Source organism: Faecalibacter rhinopitheci, assembly GCF_015234135.1.
Classification (GTDB): domain Bacteria; phylum Bacteroidota; class Bacteroidia; order Flavobacteriales; family Weeksellaceae; genus Empedobacter; species Empedobacter rhinopitheci.
Window position 1 is genome coordinate 207,190 of the sequence record NZ_JADGIK010000004.1, and the last position, 20,813, is coordinate 228,002.

The window sequence follows — 20,813 nt, forward strand, 5'->3', positions numbered from 1 at the left end:
TCTATGAAAAAACACATTATAACTTTTTTTTCTCTAATAATAATTTTCACAAGTTGTAGTAAAGAAAAGGTGGATAAAAGCTATGGTGTATTAACCCATGAAGATGTTGTATCAATCGAAGAAAATTCTGTTTTTTCGTATGAACCAATAATTTATTCGGGTAAATTTTCAGGTGTTTATTTTGATGAAAAGATTGAATTAGAGTTAAATAAAAATGGGAATTATCTCATCTTGTATAAAGGAAAAAAAATAGAAGGTGAGTGGTTTATAAAAGATGATGGATCATTGATAGAATTTGATGGAAGAAAAAAACTTCCCTTCCAGTTTATGTCATGGTCTGATAATAATACATTGATGATTTTAAATGCTGACGAAACAGCTGATGATAATGGTCAGAATTATTTAATGCGAATAGAAAAATAATGAAGTTTAAAGTTTTATTACTTGTTGGGGCAAGTATTATATTCAGTTGTCAAAAAAAATCAGATAATTCTAAAACTGAAGAAATAGCAAGAAAATATTTTGAAGTTTACTCTGCTCGTGCAGATTATAACCAAATGAAATCATTTTATAACGATTCAGTTTTGTATGAAAATGTTATTCAAAATACAAGTCTAAATAAATATGAATCTGGTTATGTTTTAAATACGTTATTTGCTTTTAATGATAAAGATTTAGCCTATGAGAATAACCAAATGTTTACCGTAGATGAATATATCAGTAATGATAGTATGGTTGTAGTAAATGGGCATTTTAATACATATTCTTACAATGGTTTTCAATTTAGTCCAATGAAATTTACAACCTATTTGTATTTTGATGAAAATTATAAAATTAAAAAACAAGTGGATTGGTTTAATTATCCTATTGGTGATTTAATTGAGTTATATGATTTAGAACAATCTAAAAATATTGATGTTGAAAAATAAAAAAAATCCTATTATTATATAATAATAGGATTTTTTAAATTAAATAAATTTATTACAAAGCTTTATTGTTCTTTGTTAAAATAAACTTTGTAATAAAACATTTTCTTCTCATCATCAAATCCTCTTTCAAGATGTTCTTCAGCAGCATCGGGATCACTTAAATCAATTTTAATGTTTATTTTAGTGTCTAATTTAATTTCGCTTTTAATCTTTTTAGATTCTTTGGAAAGAGTAGGAATAGAAACTTCAAAATTCTCGACGAAATCTATTTTATTATCTTCTGCATATGTTTTTTTATACCCTTTATACTCATCTATTAGTTCGAAAGGTTTAATAATTTCTTCCTCAATAATATCATTCGTAATGATTTCATTATTTTGTAAAACTTGTATAGAGTTAGAGATAAATTCCGCTTGGGATTTACGATCAGTTTTATCTAATAAAATTTGATTGGAGAAATCTTCAATTAATTCTAAATACTTCTTCGTATGGTAAGAGTTATTTTTAATCAAATCAATTTCTAAGAAGTTTTTTTTCCAATATTCAGATTCTTGGTGCTGATCGTCAATAGAGAATACTCTAAATCCTTCTTCTCGGTATACATCTAATATTAAACATGCTTTATCTATACCTTCAAGTTTATATCCTTTCCATATATTGTAATCAATACCCTTAGATTCATCAAATCGTAAAAATTTTTTCTTATTTTCTAACTTATAGATAGCAAGTCCTCTACATGGAATCTCTTCAAATTGCATATTTTCATACATCACCATAAAGACTTCTCCACTTTTTATTTGTGGATGTAAAGACTTCTCATATAAATGTTGCAATGCTTCATTAGAAAAATCTAGAAAATCAATTTCCTCGTCAAAGGTTGACTTTGCTAAGTTGTAGAGTACATTAAATTCTAATTTATCTGTATAATGATGAAAACGATGTGTTTCTAAATTTTTTTTGAATGGTGCTAATAGAAATGGAACTAAATCTTCCTCTTTCTTTTCGTCAACAGGCATAGTTTCATTCGCAATAATATTAGCTTCTTCACGAACTTTGTGTCCTACTTTTTGCAAAGTAATGTAGCCTATATAGGCATTTTTAACATCAATCATAATCAAATTCTAAATACGGTATAAAATTAATTAAACTTTTAAGAGTATAACGAAATATATTTTAACAAAAATGTCAAACTAAATTGTTAATGTAATAATTTGTTTTACAATCAGTTAGTGGTGATTGCTTGTTATAAGTAGAAATATTATCCTTGATATTGTATATTTTACGTGCATTTGGCATAGAGTTGGTATATTCTAAAAGTATTAATCATTAACAATATAAGTTATGAATTTTTTAAAATTTACGCTTTGTAGCTTAGCATTTACTTTTGGAATTACATCACAAGTCGATGCTCAAAATAGAGGAGAAGGAGTGAGACGAATGGAAACACAAAGTCGAGTAAATAATAATCCATCAAGTTCAATAAATACGCATAGAACTCAGAATACTCAAGTCAGAAATACACCTAGAGAGTCAACAAGAGTTTTGCCTCAGCAAAATAATAGTACAACAAAACAACAGGCTCATCAAAATAGTTCTGTTTTGAGAGATGCAAATCATCGTAATCAAAATATAAACCATAAAAACCAAGAAAATGGTCAAATGGTAAAACGAGAGCCCAAAAGAAATAACCAAAATAATTCTAATGTCATCGTTCGTAGAGATCCTATTAAAGTGCAGAGAAATGATAATAAATATAACTACAGTTACAATCGACCTATAAAATCTATTGATTACAACAGATATGCTCATCATAGTTACAATCAGGTAAATTTCTATGGTTATAATGGTATTTATTACAGACAATATAATAACAATTATGTAAGATATATGCCATCACCTGGCTTTAGAATTAATATTTTACCGTTAGGATTTTTGACTGTAAGTGTAGGATCTAGACCTTATTATTTTTATGAAGGTGTTTATTACGAACCATATAGAAATGAATATAGAGTTGTTGAACCTCCAATAGGTGCTATTGTATATGCTTTACCAAGTGGATATGAAAAGGTAGAATATTATGGCGAATTTTATTATGAATTTGCTGGAGCATTATATGAGAAAATTTATCATAGAGGTGAGTTAGCTTATCAACTAGTAGGATATTTAAGTTAATTTTCAAATAATTTCAAATATAAATCCCAATTCAATTTTTTTTGAATTGGGATTTTATAATTGTAGCGAAGAGCAGAATCGAACTGCCGACCTCAGGGTTATGAATCCTGCGCTCTAACCATCTGAGCTACCTCGCCATTTTCTTTCGGTTTGCAAATATAAATATTTTTAAAAATAATGACAAAGTTATATTTCATTTTTTTTGGTAAGTACATTTCATTTTATATCTTGCGGGCAATAAATAAGAATTATGCCTAAAAAGAAATATCAAGTAGAATTTTCTATTAATGCTTCTCCATCATTATTATATAATTATCTATCCAATCCATCAGGATTGTCAGAATGGTTTGCTAACAATGTTAATTCGAGAGGAGAAAAGTACACTTTTATTTGGGATGGACACGAAGAATCAGCCTTCTTAATGAAGTCTAAACAAGATACTTATGTTCGTTTTCAGTGGGAGGACGATGAAGATACAAAATATTTCTTCGAATTAAATATTGTTGTTGATGAATTAACAAACGATGTTTCTATTGTAATTACTGACTTTGCTGAAGAAGATGAAGTAGAAGAGTCTAAGGAATTATGGGAAAGTCAAATTGAAGATTTAAAGAAAGTATTGGGTTCTAAATAAGCTAAATTTTTGATTTTGAAATTAAATGCAGGAGGATTAATTGTACATCAGGAGAATTATTCGATTAGTGGTGCTAATCGAGCATTTTCTCATGGCGATTCAATTAAAGAAGTTTTACGATTAGTAAATGGTGAAATTCATGATTGGGAAGATCATTATTTTAATTTAATGGCTTCTATGAGAATATTTCGTATGAATATTCCACTATCTTTTACGCCAGAATTTTTCCAAGAAGAAATTATAAAAGTTGCGAATGCAAATAACATTAAAAATGGTAAAGTAGAGTTTTTTACTTTCCGTTTGAACAATCAAAATTTATTAGAATCTGAAATCGATTTTGTAATTTCAATTCAAGAAAGTGAAAAATCATGGGAGTTTTTTGATAATTCAGCAGAAATAGAAGTCTTTAAAGATTTTCAAATCAATACTTCATTCTATGCATTAGTTAATGCACCTCATCCTGAGGAATATATTGCAGAAATATATGCTCTAGAAAATGAGTATAATGATTTAGTCTTACTAAATGCAGATAAGCGAATGGCTCGTACCTTAAAAGGGAATATTTTTGTAGTGAAAGACAATGTAATCAAAACTCCAAAACAAGAAGAAGGAGTTATAAAAAGTGTCTTAAGAAATAATTTTATAGCTTCTATTAAAAACAATAGTGAATATGAAGTTCAGGAAGTAGAAATATTTCCATTTGAAATTCAGAAAGCAGATGAAGTTTTTATATTAATTGATGGGATAGGAATACAATCTGTCTCACAAAACAGAAAAAAAGCTTATCCATCACATCTTACAAAATCAATTTTTAATACTTATTTTAAAAATTAATTCATAAAAGGATCCAAGGGGGTGTTGAGCCATATTAGGTTTTCACCTCCTAATTTTTTTAGAGAATTTTTCCACAAATCATTTTCCCAATGATTTAATATATTGATATTTTCTTCATCAAGGATTTCCCATTCTTTATTAGAAAGTTCATTTTCTAATTGATTGGCCTCCCAGCCGCAATATCCTAAGCAAAATTTAATTTCTGATTCATCAATTATATTTTCAGAAATTGCGTTACACAAATCATCAAAATTTCCGGACCAGTACATATTATCTTGTATATGCAAACTATCAGTTATTAGATCTGGACGATGATGTAAGTAAAATATTTGTTCTTTTTGGACAGGTCCACCTTCAAAAACGATTTGATTAGAATTAATTTGTGATAAAAATATATGTATAGGTAGATGAGAAGGTTTATTAATAATAAATCCCAAGCTGCCTTCATTAGAATGTTCCGCGATTATAACAATACTCCTGTTAAAAATATCTAATGATAATGATGGTCTTGCTAATAAAATAGCTCCTTTTTTTATACTTTTGACTGACATATAATAAATACAAATATTAGGTTTAGAAACTTCTCTATATTCTTACCTATAACTAATATAATAAAATATTTAAACTTTTAAATATGAAAGAAGATTTAAGTTTTCATCGAAAATCATATGATAAAAAATCTATGAAATTTGAGGATTTAAAAGATAATCCAATGGAACAATTTAGAGATTGGTTTTTACAAGCTGAATCTTGCGAAGGTGTAGACGAGGCTAATGCAATGGCGATATCTACAATAAGTTTGGATGGTTTTCCTAGAACAAGAATTGTTTTATTAAAGCGATTTACTGACGAAGGGTTTATTTTCTATACGAATTATAATAGCCAAAAAGGAATAGCTTTGCTTGAGAATCCAAACATATGTTTATCATTTTTTTGGCCTTACTTAGAGCAGCAAATTATTATAAAAGGAATTGCTGAAAAAACCTCAGAAAATACATCAGATGGCTATTTTGAGACTCGACCAAGAGGAAGTCAGATTGGGGCTTGGATTTCTCAACAAAGTAGTATAATTGATGAAAATGAAGATCTTGAACTTGAAGTTAAAACATTAGAGCAAGATTATGAAGGGAAGGAAATACCTAGACCATCTCATTGGGGTGGGTTTTTAGTTCGTCCAGTAGAAATAGAATTTTGGCAAGGAAGACCAAACCGATTACATGATCGTGTGAGATATGTTTTACAAGAAGATTATGATTGGAAAAAAGAACGCTTAGCTCCATAAAATAAAAAAGCCTATCAGTAATGATAGGCTTTCTAAATATTTTAAATAATTAGTAAAATATTAATTATTTCTTTTTCTTTTTATCAACTGATTCAGATAACTCAGATCCAGCTTTAAATTTTGCTACAGTTTTAGCAGCAATTTGAATTTCTTTCTTAGTTTGTGGATTGATTCCAGTTCTCGCAGCTCTGTCAGAAGTTGAGAAAGTTCCGAATCCAACTAAAGCAACTTTGTCACCAGCAGATAATGCTTTAGTAACATTTTCAGTGAATGAATTTAATGCTTTTTTTGCAGCTTCTTTAGAGATGCCAGCATCAGCAGCCATAGCGTCAATAAGTTCTGATTTGTTCATAGTCTTAACTTTTTATAATTAATTTATACACAAATATACTCTTTCCCGTTATTTGTGCAAGTTTAGACGTAAAAAAAATCAAAAAAATTACCAAAAAAAGGTAAAAAAATTAAGATTTACTATTTGATATACAAATTAGATTCGTTTTGGTGACCGTTTATAAAATCTTTGGCACTCATTTTTCTTTTTCCCTCTGGTTGAAGTTCAGTTATTTCATACATTCCATCTTGTAAATGAATATATAAGTTATTTTTAGTTCGAACCATTTCAAAAAGTTCACCTGTTTTTTCTATTTCAGATTTTAAACCTCCTGAAATTTTTAAGGTTTTAAATTTATCATCTGAACCATAAGTTGTCCATGCACATGGATAAGGAGATAGTCCACGTATTTTATTATGTATAGTTTCAATTGATTGATTCCAATCAATTTTACAATCTTCTTTAAAAATTTTTGGAGCGTGATTTAATACTAATGCTTCATCTTGTGGATGTGGTTTTAAAGTATCTGATGCTAATCCATCAAGAGTTTTTACAACTAATTTAGCACCAATATCCATTAATTGATCATGAATAACTCCTACAGTATCATTTTCTCCAATTTTAACTTCATTAGAAATTAAAATATTACCAGTATCAATTTCTTCATCGATAAGGAAAGTTGTAACACCTGTCTTTGTATCTCCATTCATTACAGCCCAGTTAATAGGGGCAGCACCACGATACTGAGGAAGTAAAGATCCGTGTAAATTAAATGTTCCCTTTTTTGGCATAGACCATACAACTTTAGGTAACATACGAAAGGCTACAACTACAAAAACATCTGCATTTAATTCCTTCAAATTATTAACAAACTCTTCATTTTTTAATTTTTCAGGTTGTAAAATATTTAAATCATGTACTAAGGCATATTTCTTTACATCAGATATATTTATTTTTTGTCCACGTCCTGCAGGTTTGTCCGGAACTGTAACAACACCTACAACTTCATGTTGACTATTTGTATGTATTTCATTCAGAGAAGCTACAGCAAATTCTGGAGTTCCCATAAAAACTACGCGCATATTATATTTTATTTTAATTTATACGTATCTATTCCTATAGGTTCAATCACATATTCATCAATTAAATATTGGATTGTAGCAAGAATAGTTTCTTTCGGCGAAGTTAAGAATTTTGTAAGAATTTCTTCTGTTGATTTTGGTCCGTCTCCTAGATATTCTGTAATATTCTTTTTGATTTCCTCCGATTTTCTTTGTTTTCGACAAATGTCACATTTGCCACAGTTTTGAGTAGATTTTTCATTAAAATATGCTAATAACATTCGTTCTCTGCACATTTCTTTTTGTGAGGCATAATATCCTACAGCTTGTAATCTTTTCCATTGAGAAATTTGAATTTCTTTAAATATTGTCCATAATTTATTCTTAAACAATGAATCTTCTCTAGGAACTAAAAATCTAAATCTTGCTAAATAACGGTCTGAATATTCAAGCACTTGTCGGTCTCGTAATTCTTGTAATTTTTGTCTTACGATACTTACACTTTCTCCAATTTCAAAACTGATTCGTCCTTCGCTGATTTCTTTATGTTGAATAAAAATTCCGGGAGAATTCCTTTGCAGAAAATCTATAATAGGATTGTTGAGATTGTGAGAAGTCTTAGGATTGATAAGTATTTTTACTGTACTAAGTTGTGCATAGTTTTTCTGAAAAATTACGCCTTGTGTATTAAGAAAATCCAAAAACATCACAACCGTTTTTGCATTAATTTTAAATTGTTCAGAAAATTTAGGAATATCTAATGTATAATTCACATCATGTAGTTCACCTTCTCCAATAATTAAATGGCTAAATAATGCATTGGCAATACGTTGAAATTCTTTTTCAGAAGGTAAATTAGCTTTAAAAATGTTCTCAGCATTAATTTGATCATTTTCATGGTAGAGATATATCCCTTTGGCAGGAATATTATCTCGTCCTGCTCTTCCAACTTCTTGATAGTAAGATTCTATACTTGGAGGTAAATCTAAATGGAAAACAGAACGTACATTTGGTTTATCTATTCCCATCCCAAAAGCATTTGTTGCCACCATTATTTGTGTAGAACTATTGGTCCAATTATTTTGCTTAAGCTCTTTATCATCTTTAGTTAATTTGGCATGAAAATATTCAGCATCAAGCTGTTTATCAATTAAGAATTGTGCTAATTCTTGTGATTGTCTGCGATTTCTCACAAAAATGATAGAACTTTCTTTAAATTTTCGATAATATTTTAATAAATCACCATATTTATCATTAGAATGTACAACATGATACGAAAGATTTGAACGTTTTAATGTAGACTGAAATATATTTGGATTTCTTAATTCCAGTTTTTGAATAATTTCAGTTTTAATTTTATTGGTTGCAGTAGCCGTAAGAGCTAAAATAGGAATGTTTTGAAAGACTTGTTTTATTTTCGCTATTTTGTGATATGCTGGTCTAAAATCGTGTCCCCATTCTGAAATACAATGAGCTTCGTCTATAGTGATCAAAGAAATTTTGACTGATTTTAAATGTTCAATAAAAATTGAACTTAATAATCTTTCAGGTGAAACATATAATAATTTGATCTCTCCACGACGAGCTTGTTCTAAAATTTGAACAATTTCTGTCATTGTATATTCACTAGAAACTAATTGAGCAGGAATATTATTTGCTTTTAGTTGATTAACTTGATCTTTCATTAAAGCAATTAATGGAGAGATGACTAACGTTAGACCTTCAAACATTAGGGCAGGAATCTGAAAGCACATGGATTTTCCACCACCAGTTGGTAATACAGCTAATGTATCTGTTTTACTTAATACGGAATGAATGATATCTTCTTGCGGTGCTCTAAAGTCATCGTAGCCCCAATAATATTTTAGAATTTCTTTTGCAGTCAAATCTTAAAAGCTTTCTGGTAAAAATAACATATATAAGTTATATAATCTCTTGAAATGGCATCAAAAATTAAATCATATATAAAAAAAGGTAAGCTATTTGCTTACCTTTTAATAAATTTATTTTGTAATACCTTCTAACATAAATAAGAAGGCATCTTCTTTAGCATCTTCCTTTAAGGATTCAAATCGTCCTGATGCACCTCCGTGTCCAGTATCCATATTTGTATCTAGAAGTAGAATGTTATTATCTGTTTTTAAATCACGCAACTTTGCTACCCATTTTGCAGGTTCCCAATATTGTACTTGAGAATCGTGTAAACCTGTAGATACATACATATTTGGATATGCTTTTGCTTCTACGTTATCGTACGGAGAATACTCTTTCATGTAATGGTAGTATTCTTCTTCATTCGGATTTCCCCATTCGTCATATTCTCCAGTTGTTAAAGGAATTGTATCATCTAACATTGTTGTTACAACATCTACAAATGGAACTTGAGCTACAATACCATTAAATAAATTTGGCTCATAATTAATAACAGCTCCCATCAATAGACCACCAGCAGAACCACCCATTCCGTACAAATGTGGAGTAGAAGTGTAGTTTGAAGATATTAGATGTTTAGCACAATCTATATAATCAAAGAAAGTATTCTTCTTATCTAGCATTTTACCATCTTCATACCATTCTCTTCCTAAATATTGTCCTCCACGGATATGAGCTATCGCATAAACAAAACCACGATCTAATAAACTTAAACGGATAGAACTAAAATTAGGTTCTATTGTATAACCATAAGATCCGTAAGCGTATAGTAATAAAGGAGTATCAGCCGATAGCTTTGTATCTTTGTGATGCACTAATGAAATCGCTACCTTTTCACCATCACGAGCTTCAGCCCAAATACGTTCAGATACGTAGTTGTCTTTATTAAAATCTCCTAAGACTTCTTGTTCCTTTTTAACTATTGACGTTTTATCTTTCATGTTAAAGTCAATGACTGACGTTGGAGTAGTTAAAGAAGTATAACCGTAACGTAAGATATCTGTATCAAAATCAGTATTTGTTCCTGTACCAGCTGTATAAGTCTCTTCGTTAAATGGTAAATAATAATCTTCTGATCCATCCCATGCTTTAATGTTCATTTGCATTAAACCATTTGTACGTTCTTCGATTACTAAGTAATTTTTAAATATTTCGAACCCTTCAATAAAGGTATCTTCGCGGTGTGCAATAACCTCAACCCAATTTTCTTGAGTTGTGTTGCTCACCGGAGTTTTCATTAATTTAAAGTTAAATGCGTCATCTTTATTGGTTTGAATGTAAAATTCATTTCCGAAATGTTCAATTGCATATTCTAAATCACGCTCTCTTTCTTGGAAAATTTTAAATTCTGAATCTGGTTCGTTCGCTGAAATAAATCTGTATTCATCAGATACTGTAGATGAAGTACCAATGATAATAAACTCTCTTGATTTTGATTTATAAACATAAACAGAAAACGTATCATCAGTCTCCTCATATACTAAAATATCTTCCTCTGAAGCAGTGCCTAATTTATGTTTCCATATTTGGTAAGCTCTTAATGTTTCATCTTTTCTGGTGTAAAACAAAGTTTCATTATCCGCTGCCCAAACAGAACCACCTGTAGTATTTTCAATTTTATCTTCTAAAATTTCACCTGTTTCTAAATTTTTTATCTGGATAGTATATATTCTTCTAGAAACATTGTCTACTCCAAATGTACACAATCTATTATCTGGAGAGATAGAAAGTCCTTCTAGTTTGTAATATGAATAACCTTCGGCCATTGGATTTACATCGAAAAGAATTTGATCTTCATTATCTAATGTATCTTTACGACGCTTATGAATTGGATATTCTTTTCCTTTTTGATATTCTGTTAAATACCAATAGCCATTAAGTTTATAGGGAACTGAAGAATCATCTTCTTTGATGCGAGATTTCATTTCCTCAAACAACTTTGCTTGAAGTTCTTCTGTAGGTTTTAAAACCTCAGCAGTGTATTTATTTTCATCTTCAAGATATTGAATAACCTCAAGGTTTTCACGTTCATTTAACCAATAGTAGTTATCTATACGAATATCTCCATGTTTCTCTAACTTCTTTTCTATTTTCTTAGCAATTGGTGCTTGCATAATTTTCTAATTTCAGGTAATATTTGGACGAATTATTCTTTGGTGAAAATCTTAGTTTTCCAACTATTTTCACCATTCATATATTCAATAATTATTGTATTTTCTTTTACAAATCCTATAGTATTGTAATTTTCTTTATCAAGAAAAATGCTCACATGGTAGGTGTTCTTTTGCGACGTGGGATAAAATTTTGCGATGATTTTTTTTGAGTCTTCATCAGTTACTTCAAAAGTTGAATTGGATTTATAATTAATGGAATACAACTTGTTATCTGAAGATTTATAAAGATTCGAGTTAGAAATAACAGCTTTTGGATTGATATTTTCTGTCAATTTATAAGTTGAATTCACTTTATAATTTGATATTTTATTCAATGCAAAATTTAAAGCTTCTTGATAACCGTTTTTAAAATCTTTAATTTTAGAACTTCCTTCAAATTCTCCTATTACATTAGCATTACAATCTGTAAAAATTACTTTCAATTTATTTTGAAAAGAACTTTGTACAGTTTTTATATCTGCATTAGCAGCAAGGCATTTATCATTTTGTAATTGTAAGGGAGTATTTGAAGCTCCTTCAGCAACAATTTCAAAATCTTTTTTTCTTAAAGTTGATTTTAAAATGAGATTTAATTGATAATCTTCCTTTACAAAATCACTAAAAAATTGTGGCACTATAATATACTTAAAGTCTGTAATGTTTTGTGCTTTACCATTTATAAAAAAAAAGAGTAAGCATGTAGATAGGAATAATTTCATCTTGATATATATTATTTTACTTTATTGAAAATGCGTTCTTTCCACTGCTTATTTTGGTCTAAAAATTCAAAGCTTATAGCATCCTTAGTTGTATATCCTATAGAAGTATATTTTTCCCCATTGCTTGCAAAAATTGTAGCGTGGTAAATATTAGTTTTCACAGAAGGATTAAACTGAGCAATAATTGAAGTTCCCTGAATCAATAAAATATCTCCATTTGCTAATTTTGATAAAGTGATTTGTGCCGTTCCATCCGAATAAATTGTTTCATTCGATAAAACGTTCACTTTTGTGTTAACACTATTTTGTGTATTTATAGGTACTGTTTCTGTAGGTGTAGAACTTAGAATGGGATTTTCAATTTTAATTGGATTACTAAGTGGTAATGTTCTTATAGCAATTTCTATAGCTTCTTGGTAACCAGGTTCGTACTCTTTAATTTTAGAAAGTCCTTCTACTGATTCTACAATTTTATTCTTGCAAGAAGTAAATTCTACTTCCAATCTGTTGTTTGTAAAGCTTTTGACCTTTTTTACATTCGTAGTTAAAGCTAGACATGGATTTTGCTTAACCTCAGCTGGCCAAGCATCAGGATTATCAGAAATAATTTTGTAGTTTTTTTGCTTTAAATGAAAATTTAAATGATTTCTTAATTTATATTGATTGTTCTCAAAATTCTCAAAATTTTTAGGAATTACAATATAAGCATAGTCGCTTACTTTATCTTGTGCATTAAGAGTAGAAAATGCAGTTATCAATAGAACTGAAATAATATTTTTCATATTTATTTTATATTACTTAACAAATGTAAATGTTTTTAAAATACTTACTTAAATTAAAATTATTTTAATAGAATTGGAAGTGATCAAAATTACAGCTATTTTAATTTAACTCATTAAAAATAAACGTGTAAAGGTGTTTTTTGAAACATTGGTGTCAATATAATTACTACATTTAATAAGACTAAAAATTTTATGAACATGGGTATATTAAACGAAAAAGTAGCAATAGTTACAGGAGCAGGTTCTGGGATTGGGAAAGCAATAGCAAAATTATATGCGAGAGAAGGAGCAAAGGTAATTATTTCAGATATCGATAGAAAAGGAGGAAATGACGCATTATTCGAAATACAAGAAATAGGAGGAGAAGCCTTTTTTGTAGAGGCAGATACATCAACACCAGAAGGAAATGAAGCTTTAGTTAATAAAGCGATTGAAATATATGGAAAATTAGACATTGCATGTAATAATGCTGGGATTGGTGGTGCCGCTGCGCTTACCGGAGATTACACGCTAGAAGATTGGAAGAAAGTAATTGATATTAATTTTAATGGAGTTTTCTATGGTTGTAAATATCAATTAAAAGCGATGGAAAATAATGGTGGAGGTGCTATTATTAATATGGCTTCTATTCATGGTTCTGTAGCTGCACCTTATAGTTCGGCGTATACATCATCTAAGCATGGTATTGTTGGTTTAACTAAAAATATAGGCGCAGAATATGGTCCTAAGAACATACGATGCAATGCTGTAGGTCCTGGTTACATCAAAACACCATTATTGGATAGTTTATCTGATGAGCAATTAAATATTCTTACCTCAAAACATCCAATAGGTAGATTAGGTGAACCTGAAGAAGTTGCAGAATTAGTCTTATTCTTAAGTTCAGATAAGGCTTCTTTTATAACAGGAGGGTATTATTTAGTGGATGGTGGATACACAGCTATTTAGAAATTTGTTGTGTAATATTTTATTAATTGAATAGAATATTTCTTTATTAATGTTTAGTTTTGCAATGAACGTAACACAAACAATAATGAAATTTTTTATCGATACAGCTAATTTAGCTGAGATTAAAGAAGCCCAAGATTTAGGCGTATTAGATGGGGTAACTACAAACCCATCATTAATGGCTAAAGAAGGAATTTCTGGTTCTGAAAATGTATTAAACCATTATAAATCAATTTGTGATTTAGTAGATGGAGATGTTTCAGCAGAAGTTATCGCAACGGATTATGAAGGAATGATCACTGAAGGTGAAGCTTTAGCAGCATTACACCCACAGATCGTCGTTAAAATTCCTATGACTAAAGATGGTATTAAGGCATGTAAATATTTCTCAAATAAAGGAATTCGTACAAATGTTACATTAGTTTTTTCTGTAGGTCAAGCCTTATTAGCGGCAAAAGCTGGTGCAACGTATGTTTCTCCATTCCTAGGTCGTTTAGATGATATTTCTATGGATGGATTAAACTTAATTGAAGAAATTCGTGAAGTGTATGATAATTATTTATTTGAAACTCAAATTTTGGCTGCTTCAGTTCGTCATACAATGCATATTGTAAATTGTGCTAAAATTGGATCTGATGTAATGACAGGACCTTTATCTGCAATATTAGGATTATTAAAACATCCTTTAACTGACTCTGGATTAGCTCAATTCTTAGCAGATCACGCGAAAGCAAATTCTTAATAAGAAAACTTAAAATTTACATATAAAAAAAGCCACTCTTTGAGTGGCTTTTTTTATATGTAGTGTATGTATTATTTAATTAAAACTTTTTGAGTTAAATTAACTTTATCTCCAGAAATTTTAAGAACATAAACACCTTTTTCAAAGTTTCTTAATTCAATAGTCTTAAGACCTTTTGTATTTTTATATGTGTTTATTAATTGACCATTCGTATTAAATACTTCAATCATTTTCACAGCTGTATTTCCTGTCGCAACAAGAATACTATTTTCCTTAGTATATGATTTAATATTATTTTGGTTGATATCTGATGTATTTAATAAACCAGGCCATTTATTCTCAGCTTCTGGACCTCCCCAGATTAATGTAGCTAAGTATGGATTATCGATAAAAGGATTTCTATTACCTTGTGCATACGCATTATTTCGGTCACCTAAATATTCATTTCGTTGAATTTCAAACTGAGATACAGGATCTTCAGCATTCCATTTTAAGAATAGATCAATCATACCATCTGGTGTTTGTGAAGTACTTCCAAAACCTACATTTGCAGGTAAACAAGTCGTGTCATATCGTAGGTACATGTACATCATCATACGAGCAACATCACCTTTCCATTCATCACCTGGGTACCATCCACTTCCTATTTTTCTAGAATTTCCACTTCCGTCAATAAATTTTAAATTACCTCTGTCACTGTTTCTTTTCACATCAGAAGCACGTAAATGATGAGCATCTGCTCCAGGTCCTGATGTTCCTAGGTTTGGAGTTCCTAAAGATTTTGCAAAAGTATGTTCACGATTCCATTGTCCTGAATTACCACCATTATTATTTACTTTATTATAATATGCATCATTACCTGTAGATGTTTTGTTGTATCCATAGATTTGTACTACTCTCGTAGGATCCGTAGGATCAATGTCGGTTTTCTTTAATGCATCCCATACATTACTATAAGAAAGTTTCTTAGTATGAGTAGATATAATTAAATCTGATAATTCAGATTTTAATGCAATACCGCGTAAGTTAAAATTAATACCATTGTAGTAGGTTTGTTGTGCATAAGTACAAATACCAACTAGTACAAATAAAATTGTAGAGAGTTTTTTCATTATCAAATAATTGTGTTTATAGTTTCTAAAGTTTGGATGGCAAATCTAATCAATTATTCGAATTATACGTAAATAAATATAAAAATTTCCAAAGTTTAATATTTTGATAATATTGAGGCGTATTTATTGGTTATGAATTGAAAAGTAGTTAAAAAATAATGTATTTTATAAAGGATTTGTTAATGTAATGGTGTGATTTTACAATATATACAATTAATGTAAATATTTATTGTATATTTGTTAAAATTACAATTAAGATATGATTAGAACATTTTTATTAATTTCAGTTATTATGATTATTCCATTACTTTTCTTATTAATGTTATTTACATCTACATTCTTCAAGAATTACAATAAAATTAATCATGATTAAAAAAGCCATTACATTTAAGTAATGGCTTTTTTATTGAATTAAACTATTTTAAATATACGTAACTTATATATAATGATTAAGTCCACGTTGTACTATCTATTGGTTGATTTTACTTTTCTATATACTATATTTTGTATACTTCTTTCACATTAATTTGAGTAGTAAAATTACCATAGTTAACAAATACAATATCTTTTTTTATTTTATCAATCGTTCCAACGGAAGTAGAACCATGTATTTTTATTCTATCACCAACCTTTAAGGCATCAATTTTTTTCTTTGTTTCAGCTTTTTCCTTTTGGACTAAAACATCTTTTTGTTTAGAAATTTCAACTGAATTCTCTTTTAATTCGCGTTTTACTTCCTTTTCTACAATCTTCTCTATTTTTTTTAATTGTTGAACTTCCTTTGTTTTCTTGGAATTTTCCATCTCAACAATTTTCAGGAAATTTGTAATTAATTGTTTTTTATTTTTAGACTTTAAGTAAGAATCTGACATGTCAACAATTCGCTTTCCAAGCATCATGGTTTTTTGTTCACGATCATATAGTTGTTGAAAATCATAAAGTTTCTGTTGTATTTTCTCCTTTGTGATTTCTAATTCATCATTACTTGCAATACTCGTTTCGCGTAATTCTTCAACTTGGTTTTTCGTTTTTTGGATCTCGAATTTTTCTTGTTGAAGTTTTAATATTGTTTTATCCAAACTAACCTTATCACTCTCAACTTTTTTCTTAGCGCGGTTAATAAGTCTAAAAGGTATTTTATTTTTTTCTGCTACTTCAAAAGTAAATGAGCTTCCGGCTTGGCCTATTTCTAGACGGTATAGGGGTTCTAAGGATTTTTTGTCAAAAAGCATACAAGCATTAATAGCTTCATCTAAACTTTCAGCACTTAATTTTATATTTGTATAATGGGTTGTGAAAATTCCAAAAGACATACGTTCATAAAATTCCTCAAAAAATACCTCTGCTAACGCGCCTCCTAGTTCTGGATCAGATCCAGTTCCAAATTCATCTACCAATAACAAGGTGTTTTCATCTGCATGTTTTAAGAAATAAGACATTTGTTTAAGCCTATAACTATATGTCGATAAATGATTTTCGATAGACTGATTGTCTCCAATATCAGTAAAGATTTGTGTAAAAAAACCGAATTCACTACTTGGATGTACAGGAACCAATACGCCTGACTGAATCATAATTTGTAATAGACCAATTGTCTTTAAAGTAATGGATTTTCCTCCTGCATTTGGTCCTGAGATGATAATAATTCTACATTTACGATCAAGATGTAAACTTTGTGGAATTGTACGCTCACCATTTCTTTTGTTATTCAAATATAAAAGTGGGTGATAAGCATCAATTAGATTAATAGCAGTTTCGTCCTTTAATTGCGGTAAAATCCCATTAATTGATTGTGCATATTTTGCTTTAGCTTGGGTAAAATCAATATATTCTAAAAAGGATTGATACTCTTCTAAATTAGGGCGATATATGGCTATTTTAGCGGTTAAATCCAATAAAATCTGAATGATTACATGTTTTTCTTCTTCCTTTAATTCTTCAAATTCACGGCGTGGACCTTGAACACTTTCAGGTTCTATAAAAGTAATTGATCCAGTTTTAGAAGTTCCTAAAAATTGTCCTTTAACACGTTTACGTTGAAAAGATTTAACAGCCAATACACGACGATTTCCAATTACAGATTCTCTAATATCATCTAAATAATCTGCATGGTATACCATAGACTTATTAAATAACTCTGTAATACGAGAATTTAAATGACGAATACGGTCGCGTATAATTTTTAATGCTGGGCTTGCATCATCTTTTACTTCACCAAATTTATTAAATACCCCATCAATTGTTTTTACAATATCTTTTTCATATTTTATCTCAGCAGCATTTTCAAAAAGAGTTGGTGTATATTCTTGAAAAGCAGTTAGATATTTTAAAATTTCTTTGACTTGTAAAGTATTAGATTTGATTTTAAAAAATTCTTCAGCAGGAAGATAATAATTCTCAATTTCTAAATGCTTTAAATATTCGTCTAAAATAAAATATTCCGCAAAGGGAACGATATTTCCGCTTTCAAAGGCATTTAGATATTCGTATGTGGTATGTAAATCTTGTTTTAGATTCTGATGATCTGAATAAGGTTTTAAATTTTCAATTTGTTCAACAACTTTATCAGTGTAAGCAAATGCTGCAATTTCTTGTTGCACAGCATTAAATTCTAAATCTTTAAGGGTCTGATTTGATATTTGCATTTAGCTTTGTTGTAAATGTCTTTTAAATAACTAATGGAAAAATAATACGTTACATGCTGTATAATTAATATAAAATTATAATTATTGGAATTTATCTAATCAACATGTAATTACTTGTAATGATGAGGTAAAGATACTCAAAAACTTGGACATATAAATAGCATACAAATTTCATGGTTTGTAATTCTATTCGTTACGAGTTATGTTTGCTTTTTCCTTTAAATAGGGTTGACATTTATAAACTACTAATGCAATACAAACAAACATTGCTAATATAAATATTATACTCTGAAATTTTACTTTACGCTTATCTCTGCTCATATTTATTCAATTTGTTTTCTATAAAATTTAGGTAATAATAAAATTAAAAATAAAAGATAACTTATTTAATCCTAAATATTCACTATTTAGTTAATTAATTAAATTATATTCAATTGGCATAGTTTTACGTATGAGATAGTTAACCAAACTATATTACGATGATACTACAACTAAATCCTACTATATTAGTAGAAACACCATTAGGTAGAGGACATTGCATTTTTATTATTGATTATGGAATGCACCAAAATAGTTGCTGGGTAGTAACTTTAGAAAAGGATGGCATCGTTAAACATTTTGATAGTAATGATGTTATTGTATGTACGAATTTTACTTATCATATTAACATGGATAAGAATTGTTTCGAAAAAAAAAGAGAATAAACAATAAATAGTTATTTTAGAAATATAATATTCTCATTTAATCTATTAATAAGTAAGATTCATCTAGCATAAATCTCATAAAAAAAATCTTTTTAAGAAATCTTTCATGCTACAACTTGGTATTATTTTTCTTAAATTTATACTTTTAATATTATAGAAAATGGAGGTGAATATAGAAGAAGGTTGGAAAAAAGTATTGAGTTCAGAATTTGAAAAAGACTATTTCAAAGATTTAGTATCTTTTGTAAAAGTTGCCTATAAAACTAAAACCATTTACCCACCAGCTAATAAAATTTTTGCGGCTTTTGATACAACTCCATTTGATAAAGTTAAGGTGGTTATTATTGGGCAAGATCCATATCATGGTCCTGGTCAGGCTAACGGGCTTAGTTTTTCTGTAAATGATGGTGTAAAATTCCCTCCTAGTTTACAAAATATATATAAAGAGCTAGCTGATGATTTAGGAAATCCTATTCCCACAACCGGAGATTTAAGCTATTGGGCAAAACAAGGGGTTTTAATGTTAAATGCTACACTAACAGTGGAGGCGGCTTCTGCTGGATCACATCAAAAGAAGGGGTGGGAACAATTTACAGATGAGGTTATAAATCAATTAAACGTTAAAAAAGAAAATTTAGTTTTTATATTATGGGGAAGCTATGCACAAAAGAAAGGACTCAAGATAGATCGTAACAAACATTATGTTATAGAGAGTGCTCATCCTTCACCTTTATCTGTATATCGTGGTTTTTGGGGTAGTAAACCATTTTCTAAAACAAATGATTATTTAAAAAGTATAAACAGTACATCTATTAATTGGTAAAGATGTACTGTTTTAAAGCATTTATTAATTTATATTTGCATCAATATAACCCTATAATTAATTGAAGAAAGTTTTAAGTATTTATGAAATACAAATTACTAAAAGATATTTTAATCAATTTAGAGGAATTTGAAGAGTTTTGTGATGAAAATGATGAGCAAATTAGAGATTTTGATGCTTATAAATCATGGCTTATCAATGACCAATCACATAGAGATTTAACGTGGGAAGGTAAGGATAAAGGTAGATCCTTAAATAGTATAATTAATACTTTAATTGTACATTTAAATAGATATGCAAAATCCTACTCAAAATCTGTTATTTATAATACGAAATTTGTATCACAAGAAGATTTTATTTATTTAATAAATCTCCGTGCACTTGGTCCTATGACTAAAATTGAATTGATTAAAAAAAATATTCATGAAAAATCTCCAGGTATGCAAATAATTAATCGATTGATTGCAAACAAGTGGATTATTCAGGTGGATGATGTAATTGATAGGAGGAGTAAACTAATTTCTATTACTGAAGAAGGTGAGAAAATGCTTGATGAAAATATGGATAAAATTAGAAATGCAACTAATATTGTAACAGGTAATTTATCTGATGAAGAAAAACTTAAGTTAATTTCATTGTTGCAAAAGTTAGAAAATTATCATTATCCAATATATAACGAGAATAAGAAACCAGAGGAATTACTAGAATACGTTAAAAATATCAATACAAAAAGGGACGCTAATTAGGTCCCTTTTTATATTCCGTAATTTTAGCATCAATTTAAAATTTCAAAAAACATACTCAATTTTTCTTATCATAAAATCTAGTAATTGGCAATAATTCTATACTCAAAATATTCATACAATTTAATAACTAGTTTCATTTATTTGCATTTTTCAAATAATGCAGTGGTATAGTTTTTTGATTTTGTTCATTGTAATAATTCAGTAAGAACACTTTTAGTATAGCCTTTTTTCTATGTCTTAGGATGTATATTTATTCTCTTAATT

At 28.9% G+C, this 20,813-nt stretch carries 22 protein-coding genes and 1 tRNA gene; 11 read left to right on the forward strand and 12 right to left on the reverse strand.

Annotation, left to right across the window (positions count from 1 at the left end; all coding sequences use genetic code 11):
* The first annotated feature begins 3 nt into the window (after positions 1 to 3).
* Positions 4 to 423 carry a hypothetical protein gene (locus IM532_RS07480; protein ID WP_194182832.1) on the forward strand — a complete coding sequence of 140 codons (420 nt, stop codon included), beginning with the start codon at positions 4 to 6 and terminating at the stop codon, positions 421 to 423.
* Positions 423 to 929: a hypothetical protein gene (locus IM532_RS07485; protein WP_194182833.1), complete on the forward strand. Its 507-nt coding sequence runs from the start codon at positions 423 to 425 to the stop codon at positions 927 to 929. Before IM532_RS07480 ends, IM532_RS07485 begins: the two co-directional genes overlap by 1 nt.
* Before the next feature lie 62 nt (positions 930 to 991).
* Here the strand turns inward: IM532_RS07485 and IM532_RS07490 are convergent, their stop codons facing one another.
* Positions 992 to 2,041, reverse strand: a complete 1,050-nt coding sequence (locus tag IM532_RS07490; RefSeq protein ID WP_194182834.1) for a nucleoid-associated protein — start codon at positions 2,039 to 2,041, stop codon at positions 992 to 994.
* A 229-nt stretch (positions 2,042 to 2,270) separates the two neighbouring features.
* Between IM532_RS07490 and IM532_RS07495 the strand changes: the two genes are divergently transcribed.
* Positions 2,271 to 3,101 (forward strand): DUF6515 family protein, encoded by an 831-nt coding sequence (locus IM532_RS07495; RefSeq protein ID WP_194182835.1) that lies wholly within the window; start codon positions 2,271 to 2,273, stop codon positions 3,099 to 3,101.
* 63 nt (positions 3,102 to 3,164) lie between these two features.
* Here the strand turns inward: IM532_RS07495 and IM532_RS07500 are convergent.
* Positions 3,165 to 3,238, reverse strand: a tRNA-Met gene (locus tag IM532_RS07500).
* A 113-nt stretch (positions 3,239 to 3,351) separates the two neighbouring features.
* Here IM532_RS07500 and IM532_RS07505 point away from each other — a divergent pair.
* Together IM532_RS07505 and IM532_RS07510 are read left to right on the forward strand one after the other, a co-directional pair.
* Positions 3,352 to 3,735, forward strand: coding sequence for an START-like domain-containing protein (locus tag IM532_RS07505; RefSeq protein WP_194182836.1), 384 nt, complete (start codon positions 3,352 to 3,354; stop codon positions 3,733 to 3,735).
* Positions 3,736 to 3,750: 15 nt separating this feature from the next.
* Entirely contained in the window at positions 3,751 to 4,569 is an 819-nt protein-coding gene (locus IM532_RS07510) for an aminotransferase class IV (RefSeq protein ID WP_194182837.1), read from the forward strand.
* On the opposite strand, the gene IM532_RS07515 is transcribed toward IM532_RS07510, so the two are convergent.
* Positions 4,566 to 5,120 carry a YqgE/AlgH family protein gene (locus tag IM532_RS07515; protein ID WP_194182838.1) on the reverse strand — a complete coding sequence of 185 codons (555 nt, stop codon included), beginning with the start codon at positions 5,118 to 5,120 and terminating at the stop codon, positions 4,566 to 4,568. The genes IM532_RS07510 and IM532_RS07515 overlap by 4 nt on opposite strands.
* An 83-nt stretch (positions 5,121 to 5,203) precedes the next feature.
* On the opposite strand from IM532_RS07515, the gene pdxH reads away from it, so the two are divergent.
* Positions 5,204 to 5,851 (forward strand): pyridoxamine 5'-phosphate oxidase, encoded by a 648-nt coding sequence (gene pdxH / locus IM532_RS07520; protein WP_194182839.1) that lies wholly within the window; start codon positions 5,204 to 5,206, stop codon positions 5,849 to 5,851.
* A 64-nt stretch (positions 5,852 to 5,915) separates the two neighbouring features.
* On the opposite strand, the gene IM532_RS07525 is transcribed toward pdxH, so the two are convergent.
* From IM532_RS07525 to IM532_RS07550, 6 genes are all read right to left on the reverse strand, one after another.
* Positions 5,916 to 6,203, reverse strand: coding sequence for an HU family DNA-binding protein (locus IM532_RS07525; protein ID WP_194182840.1), 288 nt, complete (start codon positions 6,201 to 6,203; stop codon positions 5,916 to 5,918).
* 119 nt (positions 6,204 to 6,322) lie between these two features.
* Entirely contained in the window at positions 6,323 to 7,264 is a 942-nt protein-coding gene (gene fmt, locus IM532_RS07530; protein ID WP_228063686.1) for a methionyl-tRNA formyltransferase, read from the reverse strand.
* An 8-nt stretch (positions 7,265 to 7,272) separates the two neighbouring features.
* On the reverse strand, positions 7,273 to 9,129 hold the full coding sequence (locus tag IM532_RS07535) for a RecQ family ATP-dependent DNA helicase (RefSeq protein WP_194182841.1): 1,857 nt from the start codon (positions 9,127 to 9,129) through the stop codon (positions 7,273 to 7,275).
* 117 nt (positions 9,130 to 9,246) lie between these two features.
* A complete protein-coding gene (locus tag IM532_RS07540; protein ID WP_194182842.1) occupies positions 9,247 to 11,289 on the reverse strand; it encodes a S9 family peptidase in 2,043 nt (680 codons plus the stop codon).
* A gap of 32 nt (positions 11,290 to 11,321) precedes the next feature.
* A complete protein-coding gene (locus IM532_RS07545; RefSeq protein WP_194182843.1) occupies positions 11,322 to 12,047 on the reverse strand; it encodes a hypothetical protein in 726 nt (241 codons plus the stop codon).
* Positions 12,048 to 12,058: 11 nt separating this feature from the next.
* Positions 12,059 to 12,829: a hypothetical protein gene (locus IM532_RS07550; protein ID WP_194182844.1), complete on the reverse strand. Its 771-nt coding sequence runs from the start codon at positions 12,827 to 12,829 to the stop codon at positions 12,059 to 12,061.
* A 198-nt stretch (positions 12,830 to 13,027) separates the two neighbouring features.
* Here IM532_RS07550 and IM532_RS07555 point away from each other — a divergent pair, with 198 nt between their 5' ends.
* The gene (locus IM532_RS07555; protein ID WP_194182923.1) at positions 13,028 to 13,777 is read left to right on the forward strand and encodes an SDR family NAD(P)-dependent oxidoreductase; all 750 of its coding nucleotides are present in this window, start codon (positions 13,028 to 13,030) and stop codon (positions 13,775 to 13,777) included.
* A gap of 85 nt (positions 13,778 to 13,862) precedes the next feature.
* Positions 13,863 to 14,519 (forward strand): fructose-6-phosphate aldolase, encoded by a 657-nt coding sequence (fsa, locus tag IM532_RS07560; RefSeq protein ID WP_194182845.1) that lies wholly within the window; start codon positions 13,863 to 13,865, stop codon positions 14,517 to 14,519.
* Between the two features lie 71 nt (positions 14,520 to 14,590).
* On the opposite strand, the gene IM532_RS07565 is transcribed toward fsa, so the two are convergent.
* From IM532_RS07565 to IM532_RS13770, 3 genes are all read right to left on the reverse strand, one after another.
* The gene (locus IM532_RS07565; RefSeq protein ID WP_194182846.1) at positions 14,591 to 15,631 is read right to left on the reverse strand and encodes an endonuclease; all 1,041 of its coding nucleotides are present in this window, start codon (positions 15,629 to 15,631) and stop codon (positions 14,591 to 14,593) included.
* A 497-nt stretch (positions 15,632 to 16,128) separates the two neighbouring features.
* A complete protein-coding gene (locus IM532_RS07570; protein WP_194182847.1) occupies positions 16,129 to 18,276 on the reverse strand; it encodes an endonuclease MutS2 in 2,148 nt (715 codons plus the stop codon).
* Positions 18,277 to 18,462: 186 nt separating this feature from the next.
* A complete protein-coding gene (locus tag IM532_RS13770) occupies positions 18,463 to 18,597 on the reverse strand; it encodes a hypothetical protein (protein ID WP_262892211.1) in 135 nt (44 codons plus the stop codon).
* 158 nt (positions 18,598 to 18,755) lie between these two features.
* On the opposite strand from IM532_RS13770, the gene IM532_RS07575 reads away from it, so the two are divergent.
* The 3 genes from IM532_RS07575 to IM532_RS07585 all read left to right on the forward strand — a co-directional run bounded on the left by IM532_RS07575 (position 18,756) and on the right by IM532_RS07585 (position 20,549).
* Positions 18,756 to 18,980, forward strand: a complete 225-nt coding sequence (locus IM532_RS07575) for a hypothetical protein (protein ID WP_194182848.1) — start codon at positions 18,756 to 18,758, stop codon at positions 18,978 to 18,980.
* Between the two features lie 160 nt (positions 18,981 to 19,140).
* Positions 19,141 to 19,803: a uracil-DNA glycosylase gene (locus tag IM532_RS07580; protein ID WP_194182849.1), complete on the forward strand. Its 663-nt coding sequence runs from the start codon at positions 19,141 to 19,143 to the stop codon at positions 19,801 to 19,803.
* Positions 19,804 to 19,886: 83 nt separating this feature from the next.
* Entirely contained in the window at positions 19,887 to 20,549 is a 663-nt protein-coding gene (locus tag IM532_RS07585; RefSeq protein WP_194182850.1) for a MarR family winged helix-turn-helix transcriptional regulator, read from the forward strand.
* Positions 20,550 to 20,813 lie beyond the last annotated feature (264 nt).

Excerpts from the sequence above, each read along its gene's own strand:
- IM532_RS07480 (WP_194182832.1), top strand. The coding sequence starts at position 4 with ATGAAAAAACACATTATAACTTTTTTTTCTCTAATAATAATTTTCACA.
- IM532_RS07485 (WP_194182833.1), top strand. The coding sequence starts at position 423 with ATGAAGTTTAAAGTTTTATTACTTGTTGGGGCAAGTATTATATTCAGT.
- IM532_RS07490 (WP_194182834.1), bottom strand. The coding sequence starts at position 2,041 with ATGATTGATGTTAAAAATGCCTATATAGGCTACATTACTTTGCAAAAA.
- IM532_RS07495 (WP_194182835.1), top strand. The coding sequence starts at position 2,271 with ATGAATTTTTTAAAATTTACGCTTTGTAGCTTAGCATTTACTTTTGGA.
- IM532_RS07505 (WP_194182836.1), top strand. The coding sequence starts at position 3,352 with ATGCCTAAAAAGAAATATCAAGTAGAATTTTCTATTAATGCTTCTCCA.
- IM532_RS07515 (WP_194182838.1), bottom strand. The coding sequence starts at position 5,120 with ATGTCAGTCAAAAGTATAAAAAAAGGAGCTATTTTATTAGCAAGACCA.
- pdxH (WP_194182839.1), top strand. The coding sequence starts at position 5,204 with ATGAAAGAAGATTTAAGTTTTCATCGAAAATCATATGATAAAAAATCT.
- IM532_RS07525 (WP_194182840.1), bottom strand. The coding sequence starts at position 6,203 with ATGAACAAATCAGAACTTATTGACGCTATGGCTGCTGATGCTGGCATC.
- fmt (WP_228063686.1), bottom strand. The coding sequence starts at position 7,264 with ATGCGCGTAGTTTTTATGGGAACTCCAGAATTTGCTGTAGCTTCTCTG.
- IM532_RS07540 (WP_194182842.1), bottom strand. The coding sequence starts at position 11,289 with ATGCAAGCACCAATTGCTAAGAAAATAGAAAAGAAGTTAGAGAAACAT.
- IM532_RS07545 (WP_194182843.1), bottom strand. The coding sequence starts at position 12,047 with ATGAAATTATTCCTATCTACATGCTTACTCTTTTTTTTTATAAATGGT.
- IM532_RS07550 (WP_194182844.1), bottom strand. The coding sequence starts at position 12,829 with ATGAAAAATATTATTTCAGTTCTATTGATAACTGCATTTTCTACTCTT.
- IM532_RS07555 (WP_194182923.1), top strand. The coding sequence starts at position 13,028 with ATGGGTATATTAAACGAAAAAGTAGCAATAGTTACAGGAGCAGGTTCT.
- fsa (WP_194182845.1), top strand. The coding sequence starts at position 13,863 with ATGAAATTTTTTATCGATACAGCTAATTTAGCTGAGATTAAAGAAGCC.
- IM532_RS07565 (WP_194182846.1), bottom strand. The coding sequence starts at position 15,631 with ATGAAAAAACTCTCTACAATTTTATTTGTACTAGTTGGTATTTGTACT.
- IM532_RS07570 (WP_194182847.1), bottom strand. The coding sequence starts at position 18,276 with ATGCAAATATCAAATCAGACCCTTAAAGATTTAGAATTTAATGCTGTG.
- IM532_RS13770 (WP_262892211.1), bottom strand. The coding sequence starts at position 18,597 with ATGAGCAGAGATAAGCGTAAAGTAAAATTTCAGAGTATAATATTTATA.
- IM532_RS07575 (WP_194182848.1), top strand. The coding sequence starts at position 18,756 with ATGATACTACAACTAAATCCTACTATATTAGTAGAAACACCATTAGGT.
- IM532_RS07580 (WP_194182849.1), top strand. The coding sequence starts at position 19,141 with ATGGAGGTGAATATAGAAGAAGGTTGGAAAAAAGTATTGAGTTCAGAA.
- IM532_RS07585 (WP_194182850.1), top strand. The coding sequence starts at position 19,887 with ATGAAATACAAATTACTAAAAGATATTTTAATCAATTTAGAGGAATTT.